Raw genomic sequence first — 20745 nt, forward strand, 5'->3', positions numbered from 1 at the left:
CCCTTCGAGTGGGGGGTGGGGACAGCGGTGCGTCATCCGGTGGCTCAGGCGCGCAGCCACACCGCCGTGTCCGGGGGAAGGAGCCCGCCGGCGGTCAACGGGTCGCTGCTGAGCAGGAGTTCGGAGTACTCGGGGAGCTCGACCGGTCCGCCGGCGAGGTTGACGACGCAGAGCAGCCCGTCGGTGCGGGCGAAGGCCAGCACACCCTCGGCGGCGGGGCGCCAGCTGAGCGGCCCGTCGCCGAAACCCGGCTCGGCGCGGCGGACGCGCAGCGCGGCGCGGTAGAGGTTCAGCATGGAGGCGGGGTCCTCGGACTGCCGGTCGGCGGCGTGGTCGGCCCAGCCGGCGGGCTGGGGCAGCCACGGTTCGCCGCCGAACCCGGCGTACGGGGCCTCGGCGTCCCAGGGCAGCGGGACCCGGCAGCCGTCCCGCCCCGGGTCCGTTCCGCCGGAGCGGAAGTGCATCGGGTCCTGGATGCTGTCGAGCGGCAACTCGACCTCGGGCAGACCCAGTTCCTCGCCCTGGTAGATGTAGACGGAACCGGGCAGGGCGAGCGAGAGCAGGGCGGCGGCGCGCGCCCGGCGGGCGCCGAGGGCCAGGTCGGTGGGGGTGCCGAAGGCCTTGGCGGTGAAGTCGAAGCCGGTGTCGGTGCGCCCGTAGCGGGTGACCGTGCGCGTCACGTCGTGGTTGCACAGCACCCAGGTGGCGGGCGCTCCGACGGGCGCGTGCTCGGCGAGGGTCTCGTCGATGGAGGTGCGCAGCCGGGCGGCGTCCCAGGGGCAGGACAGGAACGAGAAGTTGAACGCGGTGTGCAGCTCGTCCGGGCGCAGGTAGCGGGCGAAGCGCTCGGTGTCGGGCAGCCAGACCTCGCCGACGAAGATGCCGTCGTAGGCGTCCGCGACCGATCGCCACGAGCGGTAGATGTCATGGAGCTCGTCACGGTCGACGTACGGGTTCGGGTCGCGGCCCTCGACGAAGTCGGGCAGCTCCGGGTCCTTGGCCAGCAGGGCGGCCGAGTCGATGCGGACACCCGCGACGCCGCGTTCGAACCAGAAACGCAGGATCTCCTCGTGTTCCTGGCGGACCGCCGGGTGTGCCCAGTTGAGGTCGGGCTGTTCGGGGGTGAAGAGATGGAGGTACCAGTCGCCGTCGGGCAGCCGGGTCCAGACCGGTTCGGCGGAGCCGGCGAACTGTGAGGGCCAGTCGTTGGGCGGGATCTCGCCGTGCTCCCCGCGCCCGGGGCGGAAGTGGAACAGCTCCCGCTCCGGGCCGCCGGCGAGGGCCGCCCGGAACCAGGGGTGCTGGTCGGAGACGTGGTTGGGCACGATGTCGACGAGGGTGCGGATGCCCAGCTCGCGCGCTTCGGCGATGAGCTTCTCCGCCTCGGCGAGCGTCCCGAACGCCGGGTCGATGGAGCGGTAGTCGGCCACGTCGTAGCCGCCGTCGGCCATGGGTGAGCGGTACCAGGGGTTGAACCACAGGGCGTCCACCCCGAGTTCGGCCAGGTAGGGAAGTCTGGCGCGGACGCCCGCGAGGTCGCCGGTGCCGTCGCCGTCGCCGTCCGCGAAACTGCGGACGTACACCTGGTAGATGACGGCTGAACGCCACCACGCGGACTGATTTCGGGCAGGGCGGGGCTGTCCCACGGTGCGTTGCCTTTCGTTCGAGGGGGTCACGTACAGGCGTCAGCCCTTGGTGCTGCCCGCGCTGATCCCGGCGATGATGTGCCGCTGGAAGACCAGGAACATCACGACCATGGGAATGCTCGCGATCACCATCGCGGCGATCAGCACGGTCAGTTGGATGTTCTGCGACAGCTGGACGAGAGCCACGCTGATGGGTTGCTTGTCGGTGTCGGAGAACACCATCAGCGGCCACAGGAAGTCCTGCCAGACGGCGACCAGGGCGAAGATCGACACGACTCCGAGGACGGGCCGGGACATCGGCAGCACGATCGACCACAGGGTGCGCAGCTTCCCGGCGCCGTCGATCTCGGCGGCCTCCAGGACGTCGCGCGGGATCTGGTCGAAGAAGCGCTTGAGGAGGTAGAGGTTGAAGGCGTTCGCGACGGCCGGCAGCCAGATGCCGAGCGGTGAGTTCAGCAGGCTGGTGTGGATGAGGGGCAGGTCCGCGACGGTCAGGTACTTCGGGACCACGAGCGCCTGGGCGGGGACCATCAGGGTGGCGAGGATGCCGCCGAGGACCACCTTGCCGAAGGCCGGCTTCAGCTTGGAGAGGGCGTACGCGGCGGCGGTGCAGAAGACGAGCTGCAGGACCCAGGCGCCCGCCGCCTGCACGACCGTGTTCCACAGGTGCGTGGGCAGGTCCATCAGGTCCCAGGCGTCGGTGTAGCCGCCCAGGTGCAAGCCGTGCGGCACGAGGGTCGGCGGGGTGCGCGTCACCTCGTCCGGCGACTTCATGGCGCCGGTCACCATCCAGTACACGGGGAAGAGGAAGGCGAGCGCGAAGAGCAGGACCACCCCGCCGAAGACCGTCCAGTACACGGCCTTGCCGCGGGGGCGGGCCAGGGTGAGGGGGGAGACCAGGGTGCGTGTGCTCATGCGTCGTCCCCTTCCGAGCGGGTCAGCCTCAGGTACACCGCGGAGAAGGCGCTGAGCAGGACGAGCAGCATGACGCTCAACGCGCAGGCTCCGCCGAAGTCGTTGTAGAGGAAGGCGTACTTGTAGATCAGGTAGAGCACCGTGACGGTCTTGTCCTCGGGGCCGCCGCCGGTGATCACGAACGGCTCCGTGAACACCTGCATGGTGGCGATGATCTGCAGCAGCATCAGCATGAGGATGATGAAGCGGGTCTGCGGGATCGTCACGTGCCGGATGCGCTGCAAGAGGTTCGCGCCGTCCAGCTCGGCCGCCTCGTACAGCTCACCGGGGATGCTCTGGAGCGCGGCGAGGTAGATGAGGACGGTGCCGCCGAGGTTGGCCCAGGTCGCGACGATCACCAGCGAGACGAGGGCGGTGTCGGCGCCGTTGGACCAGTTGGAGGTCGGCAGGTGCAGGAAGCGCAGCGTCTCGTTGGCGAGGCCCGCTCCGGGATCGTAGAACCACTTCCACAGCAGGGCGCTGACCACCGGCGGGATCATCACCGGCAGATAGACCACGACTCTGAAGAAGGCCTTCGCGTGCCGGAGTTCGTTGAGCACCAGGGCCGTCACGAACGGGACGGCGAACCCGATGAGCAGGGCGAGGAGGGTGAAGGTGAGGGTGTTGCGCCAGGCGGCGGTGAACTCCGGGTCGTGGAAGACCCGGGTGAAGTTGGCGGTGCCGACCCATTCGCCGCCGCTGCCCGGCGTGTACTTCTGGAAGGCGATCACGACCGCGCGGATCGCCGGGTACCAGGAGAACAGCGCGAAGCAGAGCACACCGCCGATCAGGAAGGCGTAGGCCCGAGACTGGTCGGCCAGGCGCCGGCGCCAGGGGGTCCCGGGCCGGCGCCTGGCCGACCGCGGCGCCTCCGGCGCGCCTGCGGCGGCCGGAGGAAACGCTGCGGGGGGCTTCGATGCGGTCTTCATGAACGGTGTCAGCCTCGGGCCAGGATGGAGTCGATCTTGCCGGAGGCGTCCTTGAGGAGCTGGTCGATGTCGGCGTCCTTCTTGGTGAGGACCGCGGACACGGCGCCGTCGAGGACGGAGTAGATCTGCTGGGCCTGCGGCGGCTCGATCTTCATCTGCAGGCTCTGGTTGCCGTCGAGGAAGGACTGGTAGTTCTCCACCGGCACGTTCGCGTTGGCCTTCTTGACCTCCTGGTCCTTGGCGTCCGCGGCGCCGGTGAACAGACGCGGCTCGGGCAGGCCGACCGGGGCGTTGTTCTGCTTGGCGCGGGCGTAGTCGCCGAGGAAGCCCTTGCCGGGCGTCAGGAACATGTGCTCCAGCCACTTGAGGCCGGCCCTGATCTGCGCGGGCGAGTCCTTCTTGTTGAACATGTAGCCGTCGCCGCCGATGAGCGTGCCCTTGCCGCCGGGCATGGGCGCGAGGGCGAGGTCCTTGTAGTTGCCGCCCTTCTCCTTGACGAGGATCGGGATGTTGTCCGGCGCGGAGAGGTACATGCCGAGCTTCCCTGAGCCCATCATCTGCTGGACGTCGTTGATGACGAGAAGCTGCTTGCTGCCCATGGAGTTGTCGGTCCAGCGCATGTCGTGCAGGTTCTGCAGGACGGCCTTGCCCTCGGGGGTGTCGATGTTCGCCGACTTGCCGTCCGGGCCGACGACGTCGCCGCCCTGCGAGTAGAGCTCGGCGGTGAAGTGCCAGCCGCCCTGGTTCTGGGCGCTGTAGTCGGCGTAGCCGACGGTGCCCTTGCCGAGCGCGGCTATCTTCTTGGCGTCGGCGCGCACCTCGTCCCAGGTGGCCGGGGCCTTGTTCGGGTCGAGACCGGCCTTCTCGAAGAGCGCCTTGTTGTAGATGAGGCCCATCGAGTAGCCGGTGCGCGGGACACCGTAGATCTTGCCGTCGACGGTGTAGATGTCGCGCAGCTGCTGCTGGATGGTGCTGTAGCTCTTGAGTTCCTTGACGTACTTGGTGATGTCGGCGGCCTGGTTGACGTCGACGACGTGCTTGGCGTCGGTGAAGTACGTGTAGAACACGTCCTCCATCTGACCTCCGGCGAGCTTGGCGTCGAAGGTCTTGGGGTCCTGACACGGGAACGCGTCATGGGTGACGACGTCGATGTCCGGGTTGGCCTTCTCGAAGGCCTTGACGTCGGCCTCGAAGAACGAGCGGTCGACCTTGGCGCTCTTGGGCGGTTCGCAGTTGACCGTGATGCGGGTCTTGCCACCCGCGGAACCGTCGTCACTCGAACCGCAGGCAGTGGCGGTGAGCGCGAAAGCGGACGCCGTGAAGACCACGAAGGTACGGCGGAACCCGGGATTTCTCATCGGTGGACCCCTTTGGGCAGGAGCGGTTGGGCGCTTGGGCAGGAGCGGTGGGCGCCGCACACTCAAGCACCGCCGACAGGGGTGCGCAAGATGTCACGCAGAATCTGTAATTATTTGACAGGAGAATGGATCTCGGCGGCGGGGCGCTTGCGCGGTCGACGCATGCCGACGACCGGCCGCTCACGCCGTCCGCCGGATCTCACGGACGGGGTGCTTGCGCGGTCGACCCCCGCACCACCAGCTCGGGTTCGAACAGCAGCTCTTCGGGGGTCACGCTGCTCCCGCCGATCTGCGCGTTCAGCAACTCGACGGCCGCCCGGCCCATGGCCTCGATGGGCTGGCGCACGGTGGTCAGCGGCGGTTCGGTGCAGTTCATCAGCGCGGAGTCGTCGTACCCGACGACCGACACCTGTGACGGCACGTCGAGCCCCTTGCGGCGGGCGGCCCGCACCACGCCGAGGGCGAGCGGGTCGCTCGCGCAGATGAAGCCGGTGACCCCGCGGTCGATGAGCCGGGAGGCCGCCGCCTGACCGCCCTCGATGGAGAACATGGCCCGGCCGATGCACTCGTCGGGCAGCTCGGGCGCGAGGCTGCGCACCGCCGCCAGCTTGCGGCCGGAGGGGATGTGGTCCGCGGGTCCGAGCACCAGGCCGATCCGCTCGTGGCCGAGCGAGACGAGGTGCCGCCAGGCCTGTTCGACGGCCACCGCGTCGTCGCAGGAGACGCCCGGGAAACCGAGGTGCCCGATGGCCGCGTTGACCAGCACCACCGGGATGTGCCGCTCCGCGAGCCGGCGGTAGTGGTCGTGGGGCGCGTCGGCCTGCGCGTAGAGACCGCCCGCGAACACCACGCCGGAGACCTGCTGCTGGAGCAGCAGGTCCACGTAGTCGGCCTCGGAGACGCCGCCCTTGGTCTGGGTGCACAGCACCGGGGTCAGCCCGAGCTGGGCCAGCGCCCCGCCGATCACCTCGGCGAACGCCGGGAAGATCGGGTTCTGCAGCTCGGGCAGGACGAGGCCCACCAGGCGCGCGCGCTCGCCGCGGAGCTGGGTGGGCCTCTCGTAGCCGAGCACGTCCAGCGCGGAGAGCACCGCCTGCCGGGTGGAGTCCGAGACGCCCGGCTTGCCGTTGAGCACCCGGCTGACCGTGGCCTCGCTGACCCCGACCTTTTTCGCCACCTGAGCAAGTCGTCGTGTCATGAGCGCAAGAATACCGCAAGAAATGCAAACGACTTGCGTAATCAAGCCATCGAAGTGCCCGCCGCCCACAGGCCCCGGACGTGACCCAGGTGCCGGGTCATGACTCTGCGCACGGCCTCGCCGTCCCGGTCCAGGAGAGCGTCGAGGAGTTCGAGGTGTTCCTCCGCGGAGTCCTGGAGGCGGCCCGCCTCGACGAGGGCGTTGAGACCGTAGAGCCGGGAGCGCTTGCGCAGGTCGCCGGCCACCTCCACCAGATGCGCGTTGCCGGCGAGCGCGAGCAGGCCGAGGTGGAAGCGGATGTCCGCCTCGACGTACGCGATCAGGTCGCCGGCCGCCGCCGCGGTCACGATCTCCCGGGCCGCGGGGCGCAGCGCCTCCAGGGAGACCCGGTCGGCGGTGGTGGCCAGCTGCACCGTGGTGGGGATCTCGATGAGGGAGCGGATGTGCGTGTACTCGTCGAGCTGCTTCTCGGAGACCGCCGTGACCCGGAACCCCTTGTTGGGCACGGCGTCGACCAGACCCTCCTTGGCGAGATCGAGCATGGCCTCGCGCACGGGTGTCGCCGAGACGCCGAAGCGGGCCGCGAGCGTCGGCGCGGAGTAGACCTCGCCGGCCCGCAGTTCGCCCGCGATCAGCGCGGCCCGCAGGGCGTCGGCGACGCGCTCGCGGTAGCTGCTCTTCTTGCCGCCGAGCGTGGGCAGGGCGGCCGGAGCGGCGGAGGGTGCGCTGCTGCGCTGGGCGGGCATGGGGCGTCTCCTCGTACGGGCCGGCGCGCGGACCGGTCCGCGGCGGCTGGTGCAATGTCACGTGCCACCCGGGCACGTGCCACCCAGTATCCCCCGCGGCACCGGGGTGTGTCGTGCGGGCCGGGCGGCGCCGTCTGCCGGTGCCGCCCGGCCCGCGGGGCCGTCAGAGGACGAATCCGGCCGGGAAGGGATCGGAGGGGTCCAGCAGGTACTGGGCGGTTCCGGTGATCCAGGCGCGGCCGGTGAAGCTGGGCAGCACGGCGGGGACACCGGCGACCTCGGTGGCGCCCAGCAGCCGGCCCGTGAACCGCGTCCCGATGAACGACTCGTTCACGAACTCGGTGTGCAGCGGCAGTTCACCGCGCGCGTGCAGCTGCGCCATCCGCGCGCTGGTACCGGTGCCGCAGGGCGAGCGGTCGAACCAGCCGGGGTGGATCGCCATCGCGTGCCGTGAGTGCCGTGCGGTGGCACCCGGCGCGTAGAGGTGGACGTGGTGGCAGCCCCGGATCGTCGGGTCCTCGGGGTGGACCGGTTCGTCCTCCTCGTTGATCGCCTCCATGAGGGACAGGGCCGCCTTGAGGATGTCGTCCTGGCGGGAGCGGTCGAAGGGCAGTCCGAGCTGTTCCAGCGGCAGGATCGCGTAGAAGTTGCCGCCGTACGCGAGGTCGTAGGTCACCGTCCGGCCGTCGGCCAGGGTGGCCTTGCGGTCGAGTCCGGCCGAGAAGGACGGCACGTTCCTGAGCGTGACCGCCCTCGCGGAGCCGTCCTCGACCTCGACCTCGGCGACGACGGGCCCGGCCGGGGTGTCGAGCCGGATGGTGGTGACGGGCTCGACGACCTCGACCATGCCGGTCTCCACCAGGACGGTGGCGACGCCGATGGTCCCGTGCCCGCACATCGGGAGGTAACCCGAGACCTCGATGTAGAGCACCCCGTAGTCGCAGTCCGGGCGGGTGGAGGGCTGCAGCACGGCGCCGCTCATCGCCGCGTGGCCGCGCGGCTCGTTCATCAGCAACTGCTTGATGTCGTCGCGGTGTTCGCGGAAGTACAACCTCCGCTCGTTCATCGTCGCGCCGGGGACGGTGCCGATGCCGCCGGTGATCACCCGGGTGGGCATCCCCTCGGTGTGCGAGTCGACGGCGTGCAGGACGAGTTTGCTGCGCATGAGGTCCGTAACTCCTGGTGGGCGGGGCGGGCGGGGGACGGTGGGGCGGCTCAGCCGAGTCCGGCCGCGACGGCCTGCTCGGTGGCCGCGCGCACGGCGGCCTCCTGCTCGGGCAGCAGCGGGACGCGCGGCGGGCGCACCGGGCCGCCGGGACGGCCGACGATGTCCATGGACAGTTTGATGGCCTGGACGAACTCGACCCGGGAGTCCCAGCGCAGCAGCGGGTGCAGCAGGCGGTAGAGCCGGCCGGCCGTGTCGAGGTCGCCCTTGACGGCGGCCCGGTAGAGCTCGACGCTCGCGGCCGGCAGCGCGTTCGGGTAGCCGGCCACCCAGCCCTTGGCGCCCGCGACGGCCAGCTCCAGGAGGACGTCGTCCGCGCCGACCAACAGATCCAGTTCGGGAGTGAGTTCGGCGATCCGGTAGGCGCGGCGGACGTCGCCGGAGAATTCCTTGACCCCTTGGACGAAGCCTTCCGCGTGAAGCTTCGCGAGGAGTTCGGGCACCAGGTCGACCTTGGTGTCGATCGGGTTGTTGTAGGCGACGACCGGGAGGCCCGCCTCCGCGACCGCCGCGTAGTGCGCGAGGACGGAACGCTCGTCGGCACGGTAGGCGTTGGGCGGCAACAGCATCACGGACCCGCAGCCGGCGTCACGGGCCTGTTCGGCCCAGCGGCGGGCCTCGGCGGAGCCGTATGCCGCCACCCCGGGCATCACCCGGGAGCCGCCGACCGCCGACACGGCCGTCTCGACGACCCGGGCCCGCTCCTCCGGCGTGAGCACCTGGTACTCGCCGAGCGAGCCGTTGGGGACGACGCCGTCGCAGCCGTTCTCCACGAGCCAGGCACAGTGCTCCGCGTACCGGTCGTGGTTCACGGAGAGGTCGTCGTTCAGCGGGAGCGCGGTGGCGACGAGGACGCCACGCCAGGGTCGGTTCTCGGTAGGGGTCATCAGCGGTTCCCTCTCCATGGGGTGTGACATTTTACTGAGGTCGCGTACGGCGACTGAGTGCTGTGAGCGGATGCCGTGGTCGAGTGCTGTGGCGGAACGCCGTGGTCGGGTGCCGGGTGCCGGTTCTCGTGGTCGGGTGCCGAGTGCCGGGTGCTGGTTCTCGTGGTCGGGTGCCGAGTGCCGGGTGCTGGTTCTCGTGGTCGGGTGCCGGGCGCCCGTTGTCGTGGAGCGGTGGCGTGGGACGTGCTGCGCCCCGGGTGCGGTCCTGCCCGGCTGCGCGGTGCCGGCCCTGACCGCGTCCGTACGGGCGGGCGAGCGGGGTCGCGGACGGGGTGCCGGGCGGCCGGCGCGGCGGTCAGTCGTCCGTCGGCTCCCCGGACGCGGCGAGCACGCCGAGCGGGACGGGGCGTGCCAACAGCCGTCGTACGGGTGCCTGTTCGCACCCGGTGAGCCCGGCGACCGCGGGCTCGCACATCCGGCCCTGGCACCAGCCCATCCCCGCGCGGGTGAGCAGCTTCACGGTCCGAACATCGCCCGCGCCGAGTTCCTCGACGGCCGCCCGCACCGCCCCGCCGGTGACCTCCTCGCAGCGGCAGACGACGGTCTCGTCCGTGATCCGTTCCGTCCACCGGACGGGCGGCGCGTAGACGGCGTCGAGCACGGCGGAGAACGCCCGCAGCCGCCCGCGGGACGCGGCGGCCGCCGACGTGTCGCGGGGGTCGGGTGCCGCGCCGCGCAGCCGCGCGGCGACGGAGACGCCCGCGATGTGGCCCTCGGCGAACGACAGGGCCGCGCCGCCGACCCCGGTGGTCTCCCCCGCGGCCCACACGCCGGGTACGTCGGTCCGCTGCTCCTCGTCGACCCTTACCCTTACCCCGGGCCCCTCGACGCGGCAGCCGAGTGAGTCGGCGAGATCGGTGTGCGGCAGCATGCCGTGCCCGATCGCGAGTGAGTCGCACGGGATGCGCCGCCCGGTGCCGGGCCTGACCTGTCCGTCCCCGTCGAGCGCGGCGACGGTCACGGCCACAAGCCGGTCGTCGCCGTGCGCCTCGACGACGGTGTGCCGCGTGCGCAGGGGGACGCGGTGCCGGAGGAGCCGGGCCGCGTACCCGGCGCCCTCGGCGACCTTGCCCGGCCGCGCGGCCAGCGCCGCCGCGTGGCGCAGGAACGCCCGCGGGTCGGCCGACTCGACGAGCGCGGCGACCTCGACGCCGGCCGCGGCGAGCCCGGTCGCGACGGGCAGCAGCAGCGGGCCGGTGCCGGCCACCACGGCCGTGCGTCCCGGCACGACGAGGGCCCCCTTGAGCATGGCCTGCGCGCCGCCCGCGGTGACGACGCCGGGGAGGGTCCAGCCGGGGAAGGGCAGCACCTTCTCGTAGCCGCCGGTGGCGAGCAGGACCGCGTCGGCGCGGACCGCGCGGGGCTCCTCCTGAAGAGGTCCTTCGAGCGCGTGCACCACGAAGCCGCCGGGGTCCGTGGGCGGATGGGCCGCCTCGGAGCGTGCCACCCGGCTCTCCATCAGCCATACATGATGATCCGTCAGGTGAGTGATCGTGCCCGCCTCCACCTGGGCGGCGAGTGCCCGCGCGAGCCTCTCCCAGGTCCGCCACCGGTGGTGCAGGGCCCCCGGGCGCCGTGCCCGCAGTCCGGTCGCCGGCTGCCGGTAGAACTGTCCGCCCGCCCGGGCGGCCGAGTCGATCAGGGTGACCCGGATCCCGCGCCCCGCCGCGGCCAGGGCGGCGGCCAGGCCCGCGGGACCCGCGCCGATCACCGCGAGACGCGTCCGCTCAGTCGCCATGTCCGTTCCCCTCCTGTGTACGGATCGTGTCGCCCGGTCGCACCGGCACCAGACAAGCCCGTTGGTTGGGGCGGTCGTTGACGGTCACCAGACAGTCGAAACAGACGCCGATACCGCAGAGGACGCCGCGGGGGCGGCCCGAACCACGGGTGGTGCGCCAGGAGGTGATGCCCGCCGTCCACAGCGCGGCGGCGACGGTCTGTCCCGGCAGCGCCGCGACCGCGCGGCCGTCCAGCGTGACGGTGAACGCGGGGCCCGGCTCGGCGCCCGCCAGTTCCAGGGGATTCACACGGCCTCCTGCGCGAAACGGTCGGGTCCGAAGGGCGTGAGGTCCAGGTCGGTCGGCCCGCCGGTGAGCACCTGGGCGATGAGATGCCCGGTCCCGGCCGCGAGCCCGATGCCTGCGCCCTCGTGCCCGCAGGCGTGGAGGAGTCCGGGCACCCGCGGGTCGGGACCGATGGCGGGCAGGTGATCGGGCAGGTACGGGCGGAACCCCAGGTACGTCCGCAGGGCGCGGACCTCCGCCAGGAACGGGAAGAGCCCGATCGCCCCCGCCGCCAGCGCCCGTACGGCCGGCAGGGAGAAGGAACGGTCGAAGCCCACCCGTTCGCGGCTGGCGCCGATCAGCACCGGGCCGGCCGCCGTGCCCTCCACGACCGGCGAGGTCTGCAGCGCGGCCGAGTCGCTGGCCACGTCGGCGACGTAGTCCGCGGCGTACACCTTGTGCCGTACCCGCGGGGGCAGCGGCTCGGTCACCAGCACGAAGCCGCGCCGGGGCAGCACGGGCAGCCGTACCCCCGCGAGCGCGGCCACCTCGGCGCCCCAGGTCCCGGCCGCGTTGACCACCACCGGCGCGTGCAGGTCTCCACGGTCGGTGCGCACGCCCCGGACCGATCCGCCCGTACCGCGCAGCACCTCGGTCACGGTCCGGCCGGTGAGCAGCCGGGCGCCCGAAGCACGCAGCAGGTGTGCGGCGGCCAGCGCCGGCATCACCTGGGTGTCCTGCGGATAGTGCACGGCGCCCGCCAGTCCGGGCGCCAGATAGGGTTCCAGATCGCGGAGCCGGTCCGCCGGGACCGGTACGGCCGAGACACCGGCCGATCGCTGCCCCGCCGCGAACTCCTCGAGCGCGGTGAGCCCTTCGGGCGTGGCGGCCACCACGACGCCGCCCTTGGGCTCGTACTCGACGGCGCCGCCCAGTTCCTCCCCCAGTCCGGCCCACAGGCGTGCCGACAGGAGCGCGAGGTCGAGTTCGGGGCCGGGCGGCTTGTCGGAGACGAGCAGGTTGCCCTCGCCGGCTCCGGTGGTGCCGCCCGCCACCGGGCCACGGTCCACGACGGCCACGTCGAGGCCGGCCCGAGCCGTGTAGAGGGCACAGGCGGCGCCCACCATTCCGGCTCCGACCACCACGACATCGCAGGTCAGTCGCTTACTCACATCAGTACTATGTCACATGCTTCTATGGCTGGGAACAGTGCCGGGAGCTGCCCGGACCGATCGACGGAAGAGGTGTCCACCGTGACCAAGGCACGGAAGAACGGCCTGTACCGAGAGATGTCCGGGGAGCTGTCCGCCGTGATGCGAACCGGCTGGGCGGACACCGAACTGCGGGACCTGCGGCCGGTCGAACAGGCGCCCTACGCGGCCCGCCGCCGCGCGGCGCTGAGTGCGCTCTTCCCCGGCGAGCGACTCGTCGTCCCCTCCGGAGGCCTCAGGGTCCGCTCGAACGACAGCCACTACCCCTTCCGCCCGTACACCGGCTACGCCCATCTGACGGGTGACCGGTCCCGGGACTGCGCCTTGGTCCTCGAACCCCGGCCCGGGGGCGGTCACGACGCGTACTGCTACCGGCTTCCCCGTGACGGCCGGGACACCGACGAGTTCTGGACGGGCGCGACCGCCGAGCTGTGGACGGGGCGGCGACGCTCGCTCGCCGAGTCGGAACGTGAACTCGGCCTCCCCTGCCGGGACATCCGCACCCTCCCCGAGCACCTGCGGGACACCCGCACACCGACCCGGGTCGTACGCGGCCACGATCCCGTGCTGGACGCGGCGCCCGGGGCGGACGCCGAGCGGGACGCCGGACTGGAGGAGGCCCTGTCCGGTCTGCGACTGGTCAAGGACGCCTGGGAGATCGGCGAGATGCGCCGGGCCGTGGACGCCACGGTGCGCGGATTCACCGATGTCGTGCGGGAGTTGTCGCGGGCGGTGGCCACCTCGGAGCGATGGATCGAGGGCACGTTCTTCCGCCGCGCCCGGGTCGAGGGCAACGACGTCGGCTACGGGTCCATCTGCGCCGCCGGCGAGCATGCCACGATCATGCACTGGACGGACAACGACGGCCCGGTCCGGCCGGGTGAACTGCTGCTGCTCGACGCGGGCGTGGAGACCCACACCCTCTACACCGCCGACGTCACGCGCACCCTGCCGATCAGCGGCACGTTCAGCACACTCCAGCGGAGGGTCTACGACGCGGTGTACGAGGCCCAGGAGGCCGGGATGGCCGCGGTGAAGCCGGGCGCCCGGTACCGCGACTTCCATGAGGCGGCGCAGCGCTCCCTGACCGAACGGCTGGTGACCTGGGGCCTGGTCGAGGGCCCGGCCGAGCGCGCCTGCGCACTCGGCCTGCAGCGCCGCTTCACCATGGCGGGCACCGGCCACATGCTCGGCCTCGACGTGCACGACTGTGCCCGGGCCCGCACCGATGACTACGTCGACGGAGTGCTGGAGCCGGGCATGGTGCTGACCGTCGAGCCGGGGCTCTACTTCCAGTCCGACGACCTGACCGTGCCCGAGGAGTGGCGCGGGATCGGCGTCCGGATCGAGGACGACCTGCTGGTCACCGCCGACGGCTACGAGAACCTGTCGGCCGGGCTGCCCCGGTCGTCCGCCGAAGTGGAGGCCTGGATGCGGGAGTTCGCCGGCTGACCGGGCCGTCCGCGGGCCGGGGCCCTCGACCGGGCTCCGGCACGCGGGCTCAGACGACCCTGAGGTGGGTGGCGCCGAGGCGGGTCCGGGCGGTCACGCGGGGCCGCGCGTCGCGGCGCGTCTCACGCGGCACCAGGGTCATCCGGGTGTAGCCCAGCTCCTGGAGGTTCCTGGGGGTCTCGTCGACGATCCGGCACTCCGTCCGTCCCCAGCGGGGGTCGGGATGGATCAACGGCCGCACCGCGCCGTCGTGCTGGAGGGCGTCCTGCCCCACCGAGCGGATCCAGTGCGGCAGTCCGTGCCGGTAGGCCGCCTCCATGATCGGGTCCTGGGCGATGTCCCGGCGGATCGACTGCAGCACGCGGTCCTGCCCGTCCCGCTCCAGGGCGGCGGCGAAGTGGGCCAGCATCGGCAGGCACCAGCTCGCCTCGTGCTCGCCGAGGACGGTGGCCGCGTCCGGGTGGAAGAGGACGAACCGGAGGAAATTGTCGCCCGGCATCGCCGTGGGATGAGGACCGACACCGCCGAAAAGTGTCTCGAACGCGGCGTTGGACAGCACGACGTCCCAGCGGTGGTCGAAGACGACGGAGGGGAACGGCACGGCTTCGAGGAGGGCGGCGTAGTCCTGGAGATACGCCTGAGCCTCGGGGCTCTCGGGGACAGGTCGCGGCTGGGACCGCTGCCTTCCTGCCTGGTACGCCATCGGGAGGTCACCCCTCTTGCCTATGCGGCCTTCACGCGGCGCCCCGATCCTGATACCCGAAGCTCAGTCGTGTCAACTATCGTGGCATTTGGCGCTTGTTGACGGCTGATTCGCGCCACAGTTGTGGCGAGACCTGGATGTGGGTTCGAACGAGCGACTAGTCTCCGGGGGTCCTGAGCATCATGTGAGAGACCTGAGAGAGACGTAGGAGATCTGTCGGTGACGGATGGCTTCGAAGTTCCGGGCGCCACGGCGACGGTTCTGCTGCCGGCCGTCGTGGCCCGGGTCACCGCGCTCGCCGACCGCCTCGGTGTGCAGCACACCGAGGTCTTCGACGTACGGCGCCTCTCGGCGGAGTCCGGCGTCCCCGAGCCCGTGGTGCGGGCCCTGCTCGGCGGCCGCCCGGCCGGCGAGCCCGATCTGCAGGCCCGTTTCCTGCAGCGTCTCGACCTGTTGCGCCGCACCCGGCTCAAGCCCAACGGGCGCAGGTACACCCAGCAGGAGATCGCCGACGGCGCCGGTATGTCGCGCCAGCAGGCGGGCGCCCTCATCAACGGCGACCGGCGCCCCACGATGGAGCACTGCGACGCCATCCAGCGCTTCTTCCGGGTGCACGCGGGATTCCTGACGGCCGAGGACTCCGAAGCGCTCGTGGGCGCGCTGCAGCGTTCCGAACAGGAGTTGCTGCAACGGCTCGCCGACCGTGAGCGGGAGGCCGCCGCGGCGGCGGAGGACCCGCTGGAGAGACTGTTGCAGGACCACGGCGTCCGCGGCATCGCCTGGCGGGCCGCGCAGTTGCCCACCGACCAGCACCGCGACAAGGTCGCCGAATGGCTGGACATGCTCTTGGAAAGCGTCAAGCGGCCCGAGTCATGATCCGGGGGAGATCCGTGGGTATCGGAAAGGACATGCGCCGGCTGTGCGGCGAGCTGGTGGCGGAGCTCTCGTTCCCGGCACCGGCGGAGCCCGCCACGCTGTACGCCGCCCTGTGCGACGCCATGAGCCGGCGGCGCGGTCGTCCCGTCCGGTTCCGCACCGCCGCGTTCCCGCCCGGCACCGCCAGCGGGCTGTGGCTCGACATGGCCGAGCAGGACCTGGTGGTCATCGAGGAACGCACCGCCCCCGACCACCAGTTGGTGATCCTCGGCCACGAGCTGTGGCACATGACGGCCGGGCACTGCGGCCATCATGTCGAGGGTGCTGCCGTGGCCGCCCGGCTGCTCAGTGACGACGCGGACCTGCGGGCGACCGTCCTGAAGGTCGCCGCACGCACCCGGTTCGATCTCGCCGACGAGAAGGAGGCCGAGAGCTTCGGCCTGCTGCTCGCCAGCAAGTGCCGTACGTGGCTGGCCGGTTCGCCGTTGCGCGGACCGGTGAGCCGGGACGGTCTGGCCGGCCGGATCGAGGCGTCCCTCGGCTGTCGCGGGCCGAAGGCCTGAGGACACTCCCCGGGAATGGACGGATCCAGCTACTACGTCCCGGCGGTCGCGATGGGCGTCGCCCTCGCCGTGAAAGCGCCGTCCCTCGTCCGCGGCAGGCGCGACCCGCTGCTGAGGTCCGTGGGCGCCCTGCTGGCGCTGACCTGTCTGGTCTTCCTGTTCGCGGCGCCCCCGACCATCCGCGAGGTCAACGACCTCACGGGGATCCCCAACGTCTCGGCGCCCCTGGTCTACTGTCTGCTGACCGCCTTCAGCGCCTCCTGTCTGGTGCTCATCATCTACTGGCGCGGCGGCCCCGCCGAGGTGACCCGGCGCCTCTCCCGCCGCTGGATCGCCGGATACGGCGTGGTGAGCGCGGTACTGGTGGTGCTCTACCTGATCGGGGACTGCCGCGAGGAGCGGCTGCGGGACTTCGACACCTACTACGCCAACACTCCGTTCGTCCGCGAGATGATCGTGCTCTACCTCGCGGCGCTGACCGTCGCGGGCGTCGCGATGAACATCATGTGCTGGCGCTGGGCGCTGCAGGTGAGCGGCTGGCTGCGGGCCGGACTCCTGACCATCGCGTGCGGCTTCCTCTTCAACGTCCCCTATTCGGCACTGAAGTTCATCGCCGTGGGCGCCCGCTGGAACGGCACCGACCTGGACGGTCTCAGCACGGACGTGGCACCCGTGCTTGCCTCGGCCGGGGCTCAGGTCAGCGCGGTCGGCTTCCTGCTCCCGCTGGCCTGCCAGCGTGCCGGGGACAGCTGGTGCACCTGGTCGACGTACCGCCGGCTCGGTCCGCTGTGGCGCGAGCTGCGGCCGGTCTCGGCCCACGAGGACCGCGCCGTGCGGATCTCCTGGTGGTCCCCCGGCGAACTGCGGGTCACCCAGCGGGAGTCCGACATCCACGACGGCATGCTCAGCCTCTACCCCTACTTCGACTCCGAGGCGCGCGCCCTCGCCTACGACGCGGCGCTGGCGGCGGGCTCCGAGCCCGTGCAGGCGCAGGCCGAGGCGGACGCGGCGATGGTCACGGTGGCGGTACGGGCCAGGGCGGCCGACCCGGAGGGCCGGGTCATCAGCGCGGCGGAGGCGGCCACCGCCCCCGCCGGACCCGGGTCCGCGTACGCCTACACCGACGGTCCGCGCGACCTGGTGCGGATGTCGATGGCCCTGCGTCAGTCCCCCGTCGTCGCGGCCGCCCGAGGGCGCGCCGCGGCCAGGTCAGAGAGCGACTTCCATGAGCAATCCCGCTAGCGCCCCCCGGGGCGTGGCAGCAGACGGCCGTGCCCCGGTTCCCGGCCGGGCCGTCGTCATCGGTGCCGGGCCGGCCGGCCTGCTGGCCGCCGCGGCCCTGCAGGCGTACGCCGACGTCACCGTCGTCGAGCGCGACGTCCTGCCCGCGGGGCCCGGGCCGCGCAAGGGGATACCACAGGCCCGGCACGCGCATCCCCTGTGGTCGGGCGGAGCCCGCGCCATGGAGGAACTCGTCCCCGGTGTGACCGCCGCCTGGCTGGCCGCGGGTGCCCGCCGGATCGCGCTGCCGACCGGACTGGTGACCCTCTCGTCGCGGGGCTGGCTGCGGCGCTGGCCCGAGACGGAGTTCATGATCTCGTGCAGCCGTGATCTGCTCGACGCGGTGCTGCGCGAACAGGTCGCGCGTTCCGGGCGGGTGACGGTCCTGGACTCCACGGAACTGCTCGGTCTCGAGGGAGACGCCTCGCGGGTGAAGGGCGTGCGGGTACGGACGTCCGACGGCGCGGAGCGGGTCCTCGACGTCGATCTGGTGGTGGACGCCGCGGGACGCGGTTCGCGCTCCAGCGCGTGGCTCGACGTGCTCGGTGTACCGCCGGCGCCGATGGACGAGATCGACTCCGGACTCGCCTTCGCCAGCCGGGTGTTCCGGGCACCGGCCGGCGCCGGGGACTTCCCGGTGGTCATGGTGCGGCCCGACCCGGCGCAGCCCGTGCCGGGACGGTCCGCGACCGTGGTCCCCCTGGAGGGCGAACGCTGGCTGGTGACGCTCTCGGGCACCCGTGGCGGACAACCGACCGCGGCCGCCGAGGAGTTCGAGCTGTTCGCGCGCAGCCTGAGGCATCCCCTGGTCGGGGAGCTGGTCGCGCACACCGAGCCGTTGACGGACGTCGTGCTCACCCGCAGCACGATCAACCGCCGGCGTCTCTTCGAGAAGGTACGGGACTGGCCCGAGGGGTTCGTCGCTCTCGGCGACTCCGTCGCCACGTTCAACCCGGTCCACGGACACGGGATGTCGGTGGCCGCCCAGGGTGCGCTGGCGCTGCGCGGACAGGTGGCCGAGTACGGGGTCACGGCACCGGGGCTCGCGCGGCGGGCACAGCGCGCGGTGGCCCTGCCGGTGGCGGCGGCCTGGGAACTGGCCAGGGCCACGGACCTCCGCCACCCCGAGGCGATCGGCGAACAGGCGGGCGTCGCGCGGACGTTGTTCGGCCGCTACGTGGAGCGGGTGACGCGGACCGCGGCCGGACATCCGCTCGCCGCCAAGGCCCTCCTCTCCGTGACCACCCTCTCGGCGCCGCTGACCGCCCTCGTGGGACCCGAGGTGCTCCTCGCGGTGCTGCGAGGTCCACGGCATCCCGCGCTGACCGAGCCTCCGCTCACGCCCGACGAGCGCTCCGCGGTGTTCGACGCGCCGGAGCCGTCGGTGACCCCGGCCACGGGCTGAGGGACGGGGCAGGACGCGCCGGCCCCGGAGGCGGCTCCGCCCCCGGGCGGCCGTCCCGGGGGCGGGGTCCGGCCCGGGGGGCGCCGGGCGCGGCTGGACCGGGCCCGTGGGCCCCACGGGCGAAACCGCTCCCCCGAGGGCCCGATCCGGCCGTCCGGGACGGGCCACGGATGGATACGAACGGGCTCGGCCCACCGGAGCGGAGCGGGGCCGCCCGTGAAGGACCGGGCCCCGACCCCGCCCGGACGAGGGACAGGGGCCGGACCGAGCCGACTCCGGGCGGGACGGGCCGACGGCGCGGCTCAGGCGGTGCGGCCCCGCACGGTCGGTCCCCCACGTCCCCCGTCGCACGTCGCACGTCCCCCGTCCCCCGTCGCACGTCATACGGAGGTCGGTCGCGGGGCAGGGGGTCACATGCCGACCGGTCGGGCCGGGCGGTTCGACGTCCGAGCGCAGAGTGGCCGGTCCCAGCCCGCCCGACGCCGGGCGCCGAGCGGTCCGACGTCAGCCGGACGGGACCGGCCGGCCGATGCCGATCCCACGGCCCGACTCGGCCGGACGGGTGAGGGCGTCGCCCGCCGGGCTCGGGAACCGATCCGTCCCGGCGCCCGCTCCGGCGTACACCGCGGCCGAGCGGTCCGGCCGCGGTGGGCGCCCGGAGCGGGCGCAGCGGCGGCCCGTCACGTCGCGCTGCGTTCGCTCGCCTCCCGCAGGTCCCGTTCCACCCGCCGGTTGTGCGCCGTGTCCGGCTGCCCCACCGTCGTGCCGGGACGGCCGACCCGCAGCAGTTCCCGCCAGTGTTCGCGGCTCCAGTCCGCCGGTCTGGTGGTGCTGGTGAACTCCTCGACGAGGCCGAGGAAGCGCGCGGGGTCGCTGTGGAACGGAAAGTGGCCCGCGCCCTCGAAGATCTCCAGCCTGCTGCCGGGCATCGCCCGGTGCGCCCCGTACGCGTGCCGCACGGGCACCACGCTGTCCCGGTCTCCCCACAGCAGCATCGTCGGCATGCCCTCGGTGAGGTAGCAGCGGTCGAGCATGGTCACCGACTGGCCGCGCCAGTCGACCACGGCGCGCAGGGTGCGGATGAACGCGCTGCGGGAGGTCGCGTCGGGCAGGGCGTCCACGAGGTTCAGCAGTTCCGGCGCGTCCTGGCCGATGTCGGTGTCCAGAAGCCTCATCAGGCGGAGGAACAGGCCCACTTGGAACCTCATGCCGGGCAGCCGCAGGGCGGCCAGCAGGAGATCGGCGCCCGGCAGCGAGACGGCCCGCAGCACCGGGTTGACCTCGTTGCCGACACCCCCGGCGCTGACCAGGATCAGCCGTTCCGTACGGTCGGGGAACTGGTACGCGAACTGCATCGCGACGCCTCCGCCGAGCGAGTGACCGACCAGGGTCGCCGACTCGATGTCGAGCGTGGTCAGCAGGTCGCGGACCCCGTTGGCGTACGCGGCCACCGAGTAGTCGGCGCGCGGCTTGTCGGACTCCCCGTGGCCCAGCAGGTCGGGCGCGATCACGGTGTGGGTGCGGGCGAGGTCGGGGATCAGGTCGGCCCAGGTCGCCGACGAGTCGCCGATGCCGTGGATCAGGACCAGCGCGGGCCCCTCGCCCGCGACGCGGTAGGCACGCCGGTAGCCGTGCACGACGTCGTGCCGCAGGCACAGTTCAGCGTCGCCCACCGAGCGCAGTCGCGGGTTTCGTCCCGGACGCCGAGGCGGTACGTCGACCACGGGCTCACCTCCTGTTCCCGGGCCGCCGAGCGGGCGGCCTGCGGACTCCGTTGCCAGCCTAGGGCTCCTGTCCCACGAGGGATTTCCGTGAGGTTTCGCCTCCGCTAAGCGGGCGAACCGCCGCACATCGAAACGGCATTGTCAGTGGTGGACGGCAAGCTGGGGTCACGTAGTGCCACGCACCGCTCACGACCAGCCGACCCGGGGAGAGCCGTCCGATGCAGACCGCCGTACTGACCGACCACGAACGCGCCGCCGTGCAGGCCTATCTGCGTCTCCTCCAGACCGTACGGGCCGCTTTCGACGGTACGCCGGACGCGCACCGGCCGCCTGTGGTGGCGCCGTCCGTGCTCGCGGAGGCGGAGCGGGCGCTGGCGGCGGCCGGACTCGCGGGCAACGAGGAGGAGTTCTTCCGGCTGCTGCACCGCTGGTGTCCGGAGCCCGGCGGACGGCTGCCCTGAACCCCCGTACTCCGGGGGTCCGGCCCACCGGACCCGGTCCCGGCCGGGTGGCCGGCGGCCCCG

The 20745-nt window shown here is 72.3% G+C and carries 19 protein-coding genes; 6 read left to right on the top strand and 13 right to left on the bottom strand.

Annotated elements, in window-relative coordinates; all coding sequences use genetic code 11:
• Positions 1 to 44: 44 nt before the first annotated feature.
• From OG776_RS10515 to OG776_RS10565, 11 genes are all read right to left on the bottom strand, one after another.
• Positions 45 to 1646 carry a glycoside hydrolase family 13 protein gene (locus OG776_RS10515; protein ID WP_148013380.1) on the bottom strand — a complete coding sequence of 534 codons (1602 nt, stop codon included), beginning with the start codon at positions 1644 to 1646 and terminating at the stop codon, positions 45 to 47.
• A gap of 39 nt (positions 1647 to 1685) precedes the next feature.
• Positions 1686 to 2561 (bottom strand): carbohydrate ABC transporter permease, encoded by an 876-nt coding sequence (locus tag OG776_RS10520; RefSeq protein WP_148013381.1) that lies wholly within the window; start codon positions 2559 to 2561, stop codon positions 1686 to 1688.
• Complete coding sequence (locus tag OG776_RS10525) at positions 2558 to 3529, bottom strand: carbohydrate ABC transporter permease (RefSeq protein WP_148013382.1); 972 nt, start codon at positions 3527 to 3529, stop codon at positions 2558 to 2560. The genes OG776_RS10520 and OG776_RS10525 overlap by 4 nt, the downstream gene beginning before the upstream one ends.
• A gap of 8 nt (positions 3530 to 3537) precedes the next feature.
• Positions 3538 to 4887, bottom strand: a complete 1350-nt coding sequence (locus OG776_RS10530; protein WP_148013383.1) for an ABC transporter substrate-binding protein — start codon at positions 4885 to 4887, stop codon at positions 3538 to 3540.
• A gap of 199 nt (positions 4888 to 5086) precedes the next feature.
• Positions 5087 to 6085 (bottom strand): LacI family DNA-binding transcriptional regulator, encoded by a 999-nt coding sequence (locus tag OG776_RS10535; RefSeq protein WP_148013384.1) that lies wholly within the window; start codon positions 6083 to 6085, stop codon positions 5087 to 5089.
• A 41-nt stretch (positions 6086 to 6126) separates the two neighbouring features.
• Positions 6127 to 6831: a GntR family transcriptional regulator gene (locus tag OG776_RS10540; protein ID WP_148013385.1), complete on the bottom strand. Its 705-nt coding sequence runs from the start codon at positions 6829 to 6831 to the stop codon at positions 6127 to 6129.
• Positions 6832 to 6994: 163 nt separating this feature from the next.
• Positions 6995 to 7996, bottom strand: a complete 1002-nt coding sequence (locus OG776_RS10545; RefSeq protein WP_329320253.1) for a proline racemase family protein — start codon at positions 7994 to 7996, stop codon at positions 6995 to 6997.
• 50 nt (positions 7997 to 8046) lie between these two features.
• A complete protein-coding gene (locus OG776_RS10550) occupies positions 8047 to 8943 on the bottom strand; it encodes a dihydrodipicolinate synthase family protein (RefSeq protein ID WP_329320255.1) in 897 nt (298 codons plus the stop codon).
• A 355-nt stretch (positions 8944 to 9298) separates the two neighbouring features.
• Complete coding sequence (locus OG776_RS10555; RefSeq protein ID WP_329320257.1) at positions 9299 to 10741, bottom strand: NAD(P)/FAD-dependent oxidoreductase; 1443 nt, start codon at positions 10739 to 10741, stop codon at positions 9299 to 9301.
• Positions 10731 to 11030, bottom strand: coding sequence for a (2Fe-2S)-binding protein (locus OG776_RS10560; RefSeq protein ID WP_148013387.1), 300 nt, complete (start codon positions 11028 to 11030; stop codon positions 10731 to 10733). The genes OG776_RS10555 and OG776_RS10560 overlap by 11 nt, the downstream gene beginning before the upstream one ends.
• Positions 11027 to 12178 carry an NAD(P)/FAD-dependent oxidoreductase gene (locus tag OG776_RS10565; RefSeq protein WP_148013388.1) on the bottom strand — a complete coding sequence of 384 codons (1152 nt, stop codon included), beginning with the start codon at positions 12176 to 12178 and terminating at the stop codon, positions 11027 to 11029. Before OG776_RS10565 ends, OG776_RS10560 begins: the two co-directional genes overlap by 4 nt.
• A 24-nt stretch (positions 12179 to 12202) precedes the next feature.
• On the opposite strand from OG776_RS10565, the gene OG776_RS10570 reads away from it, so the two are divergent.
• Complete coding sequence (locus tag OG776_RS10570) at positions 12203 to 13669, top strand: aminopeptidase P family protein (RefSeq protein WP_443077251.1); 1467 nt, start codon at positions 12203 to 12205, stop codon at positions 13667 to 13669.
• 49 nt (positions 13670 to 13718) lie between these two features.
• Here OG776_RS10570 and OG776_RS10575 read toward each other — a convergent pair whose 3' ends face one another.
• Positions 13719 to 14372: an MmyB family transcriptional regulator gene (locus OG776_RS10575; RefSeq protein ID WP_187285978.1), complete on the bottom strand. Its 654-nt coding sequence runs from the start codon at positions 14370 to 14372 to the stop codon at positions 13719 to 13721.
• Positions 14373 to 14591: 219 nt separating this feature from the next.
• Here OG776_RS10575 and OG776_RS10580 point away from each other — a divergent pair, with 219 nt between their 5' ends.
• From OG776_RS10580 to OG776_RS10595, 4 genes are read left to right on the top strand one after another with little or no spacing between them, the layout of a single operon-like run.
• Positions 14592 to 15248 carry a helix-turn-helix domain-containing protein gene (locus OG776_RS10580; protein ID WP_148013391.1) on the top strand — a complete coding sequence of 219 codons (657 nt, stop codon included), beginning with the start codon at positions 14592 to 14594 and terminating at the stop codon, positions 15246 to 15248.
• Between the two features lie 32 nt (positions 15249 to 15280).
• Complete coding sequence (locus tag OG776_RS10585) at positions 15281 to 15811, top strand: toxin-antitoxin system, toxin component (protein WP_148014076.1); 531 nt, start codon at positions 15281 to 15283, stop codon at positions 15809 to 15811.
• 15 nt (positions 15812 to 15826) lie between these two features.
• On the top strand, positions 15827 to 17053 hold the full coding sequence (locus tag OG776_RS10590; protein WP_148013392.1) for an MAB_1171c family putative transporter: 1227 nt from the start codon (positions 15827 to 15829) through the stop codon (positions 17051 to 17053).
• Positions 17037 to 18497, top strand: a complete 1461-nt coding sequence (locus OG776_RS10595; protein WP_329320265.1) for an FAD-dependent monooxygenase — start codon at positions 17037 to 17039, stop codon at positions 18495 to 18497. Before OG776_RS10590 ends, OG776_RS10595 begins: the two co-directional genes overlap by 17 nt.
• Before the next feature lie 680 nt (positions 18498 to 19177).
• Here the strand turns inward: OG776_RS10595 and OG776_RS10600 are convergent.
• On the bottom strand, positions 19178 to 20221 hold the full coding sequence (locus OG776_RS10600) for an alpha/beta fold hydrolase (RefSeq protein ID WP_148013394.1): 1044 nt from the start codon (positions 20219 to 20221) through the stop codon (positions 19178 to 19180).
• Positions 20222 to 20439: 218 nt separating this feature from the next.
• Here OG776_RS10600 and OG776_RS10605 point away from each other — a divergent pair, with 218 nt between their 5' ends.
• Entirely contained in the window at positions 20440 to 20682 is a 243-nt protein-coding gene (locus OG776_RS10605; protein WP_148013395.1) for a hypothetical protein, read from the top strand.
• The last annotated feature ends 63 nt before the right edge of the window (positions 20683 to 20745 follow it).

This window comes from Streptomyces sp. NBC_01689, from assembly GCF_036250675.1.
Classification (GTDB): Bacteria; Actinomycetota; Actinomycetes; order Streptomycetales; family Streptomycetaceae; genus Streptomyces.

Excerpts from the sequence above, each read along its gene's own strand:
- OG776_RS10520 (WP_148013381.1), bottom strand. The coding sequence starts at position 2,561 with ATGAGCACACGCACCCTGGTCTCCCCCCTCACCCTGGCCCGCCCCCGC.
- OG776_RS10525 (WP_148013382.1), bottom strand. The coding sequence starts at position 3,529 with ATGAAGACCGCATCGAAGCCCCCCGCAGCGTTTCCTCCGGCCGCCGCA.
- OG776_RS10530 (WP_148013383.1), bottom strand. The coding sequence starts at position 4,887 with ATGAGAAATCCCGGGTTCCGCCGTACCTTCGTGGTCTTCACGGCGTCC.
- OG776_RS10535 (WP_148013384.1), bottom strand. The coding sequence starts at position 6,085 with ATGACACGACGACTTGCTCAGGTGGCGAAAAAGGTCGGGGTCAGCGAG.
- OG776_RS10540 (WP_148013385.1), bottom strand. The coding sequence starts at position 6,831 with ATGCCCGCCCAGCGCAGCAGCGCACCCTCCGCCGCTCCGGCCGCCCTG.
- OG776_RS10545 (WP_329320253.1), bottom strand. The coding sequence starts at position 7,996 with ATGCGCAGCAAACTCGTCCTGCACGCCGTCGACTCGCACACCGAGGGG.
- OG776_RS10550 (WP_329320255.1), bottom strand. The coding sequence starts at position 8,943 with ATGACCCCTACCGAGAACCGACCCTGGCGTGGCGTCCTCGTCGCCACC.
- OG776_RS10555 (WP_329320257.1), bottom strand. The coding sequence starts at position 10,741 with ATGGCGACTGAGCGGACGCGTCTCGCGGTGATCGGCGCGGGTCCCGCG.
- OG776_RS10570 (WP_443077251.1), top strand. The coding sequence starts at position 12,203 with ATGGCTGGGAACAGTGCCGGGAGCTGCCCGGACCGATCGACGGAAGAG.
- OG776_RS10575 (WP_187285978.1), bottom strand. The coding sequence starts at position 14,372 with ATGGCGTACCAGGCAGGAAGGCAGCGGTCCCAGCCGCGACCTGTCCCC.
- OG776_RS10585 (WP_148014076.1), top strand. The coding sequence starts at position 15,281 with ATGCGCCGGCTGTGCGGCGAGCTGGTGGCGGAGCTCTCGTTCCCGGCA.
- OG776_RS10590 (WP_148013392.1), top strand. The coding sequence starts at position 15,827 with ATGGACGGATCCAGCTACTACGTCCCGGCGGTCGCGATGGGCGTCGCC.
- OG776_RS10595 (WP_329320265.1), top strand. The coding sequence starts at position 17,037 with ATGAGCAATCCCGCTAGCGCCCCCCGGGGCGTGGCAGCAGACGGCCGT.
- OG776_RS10605 (WP_148013395.1), top strand. The coding sequence starts at position 20,440 with ATGCAGACCGCCGTACTGACCGACCACGAACGCGCCGCCGTGCAGGCC.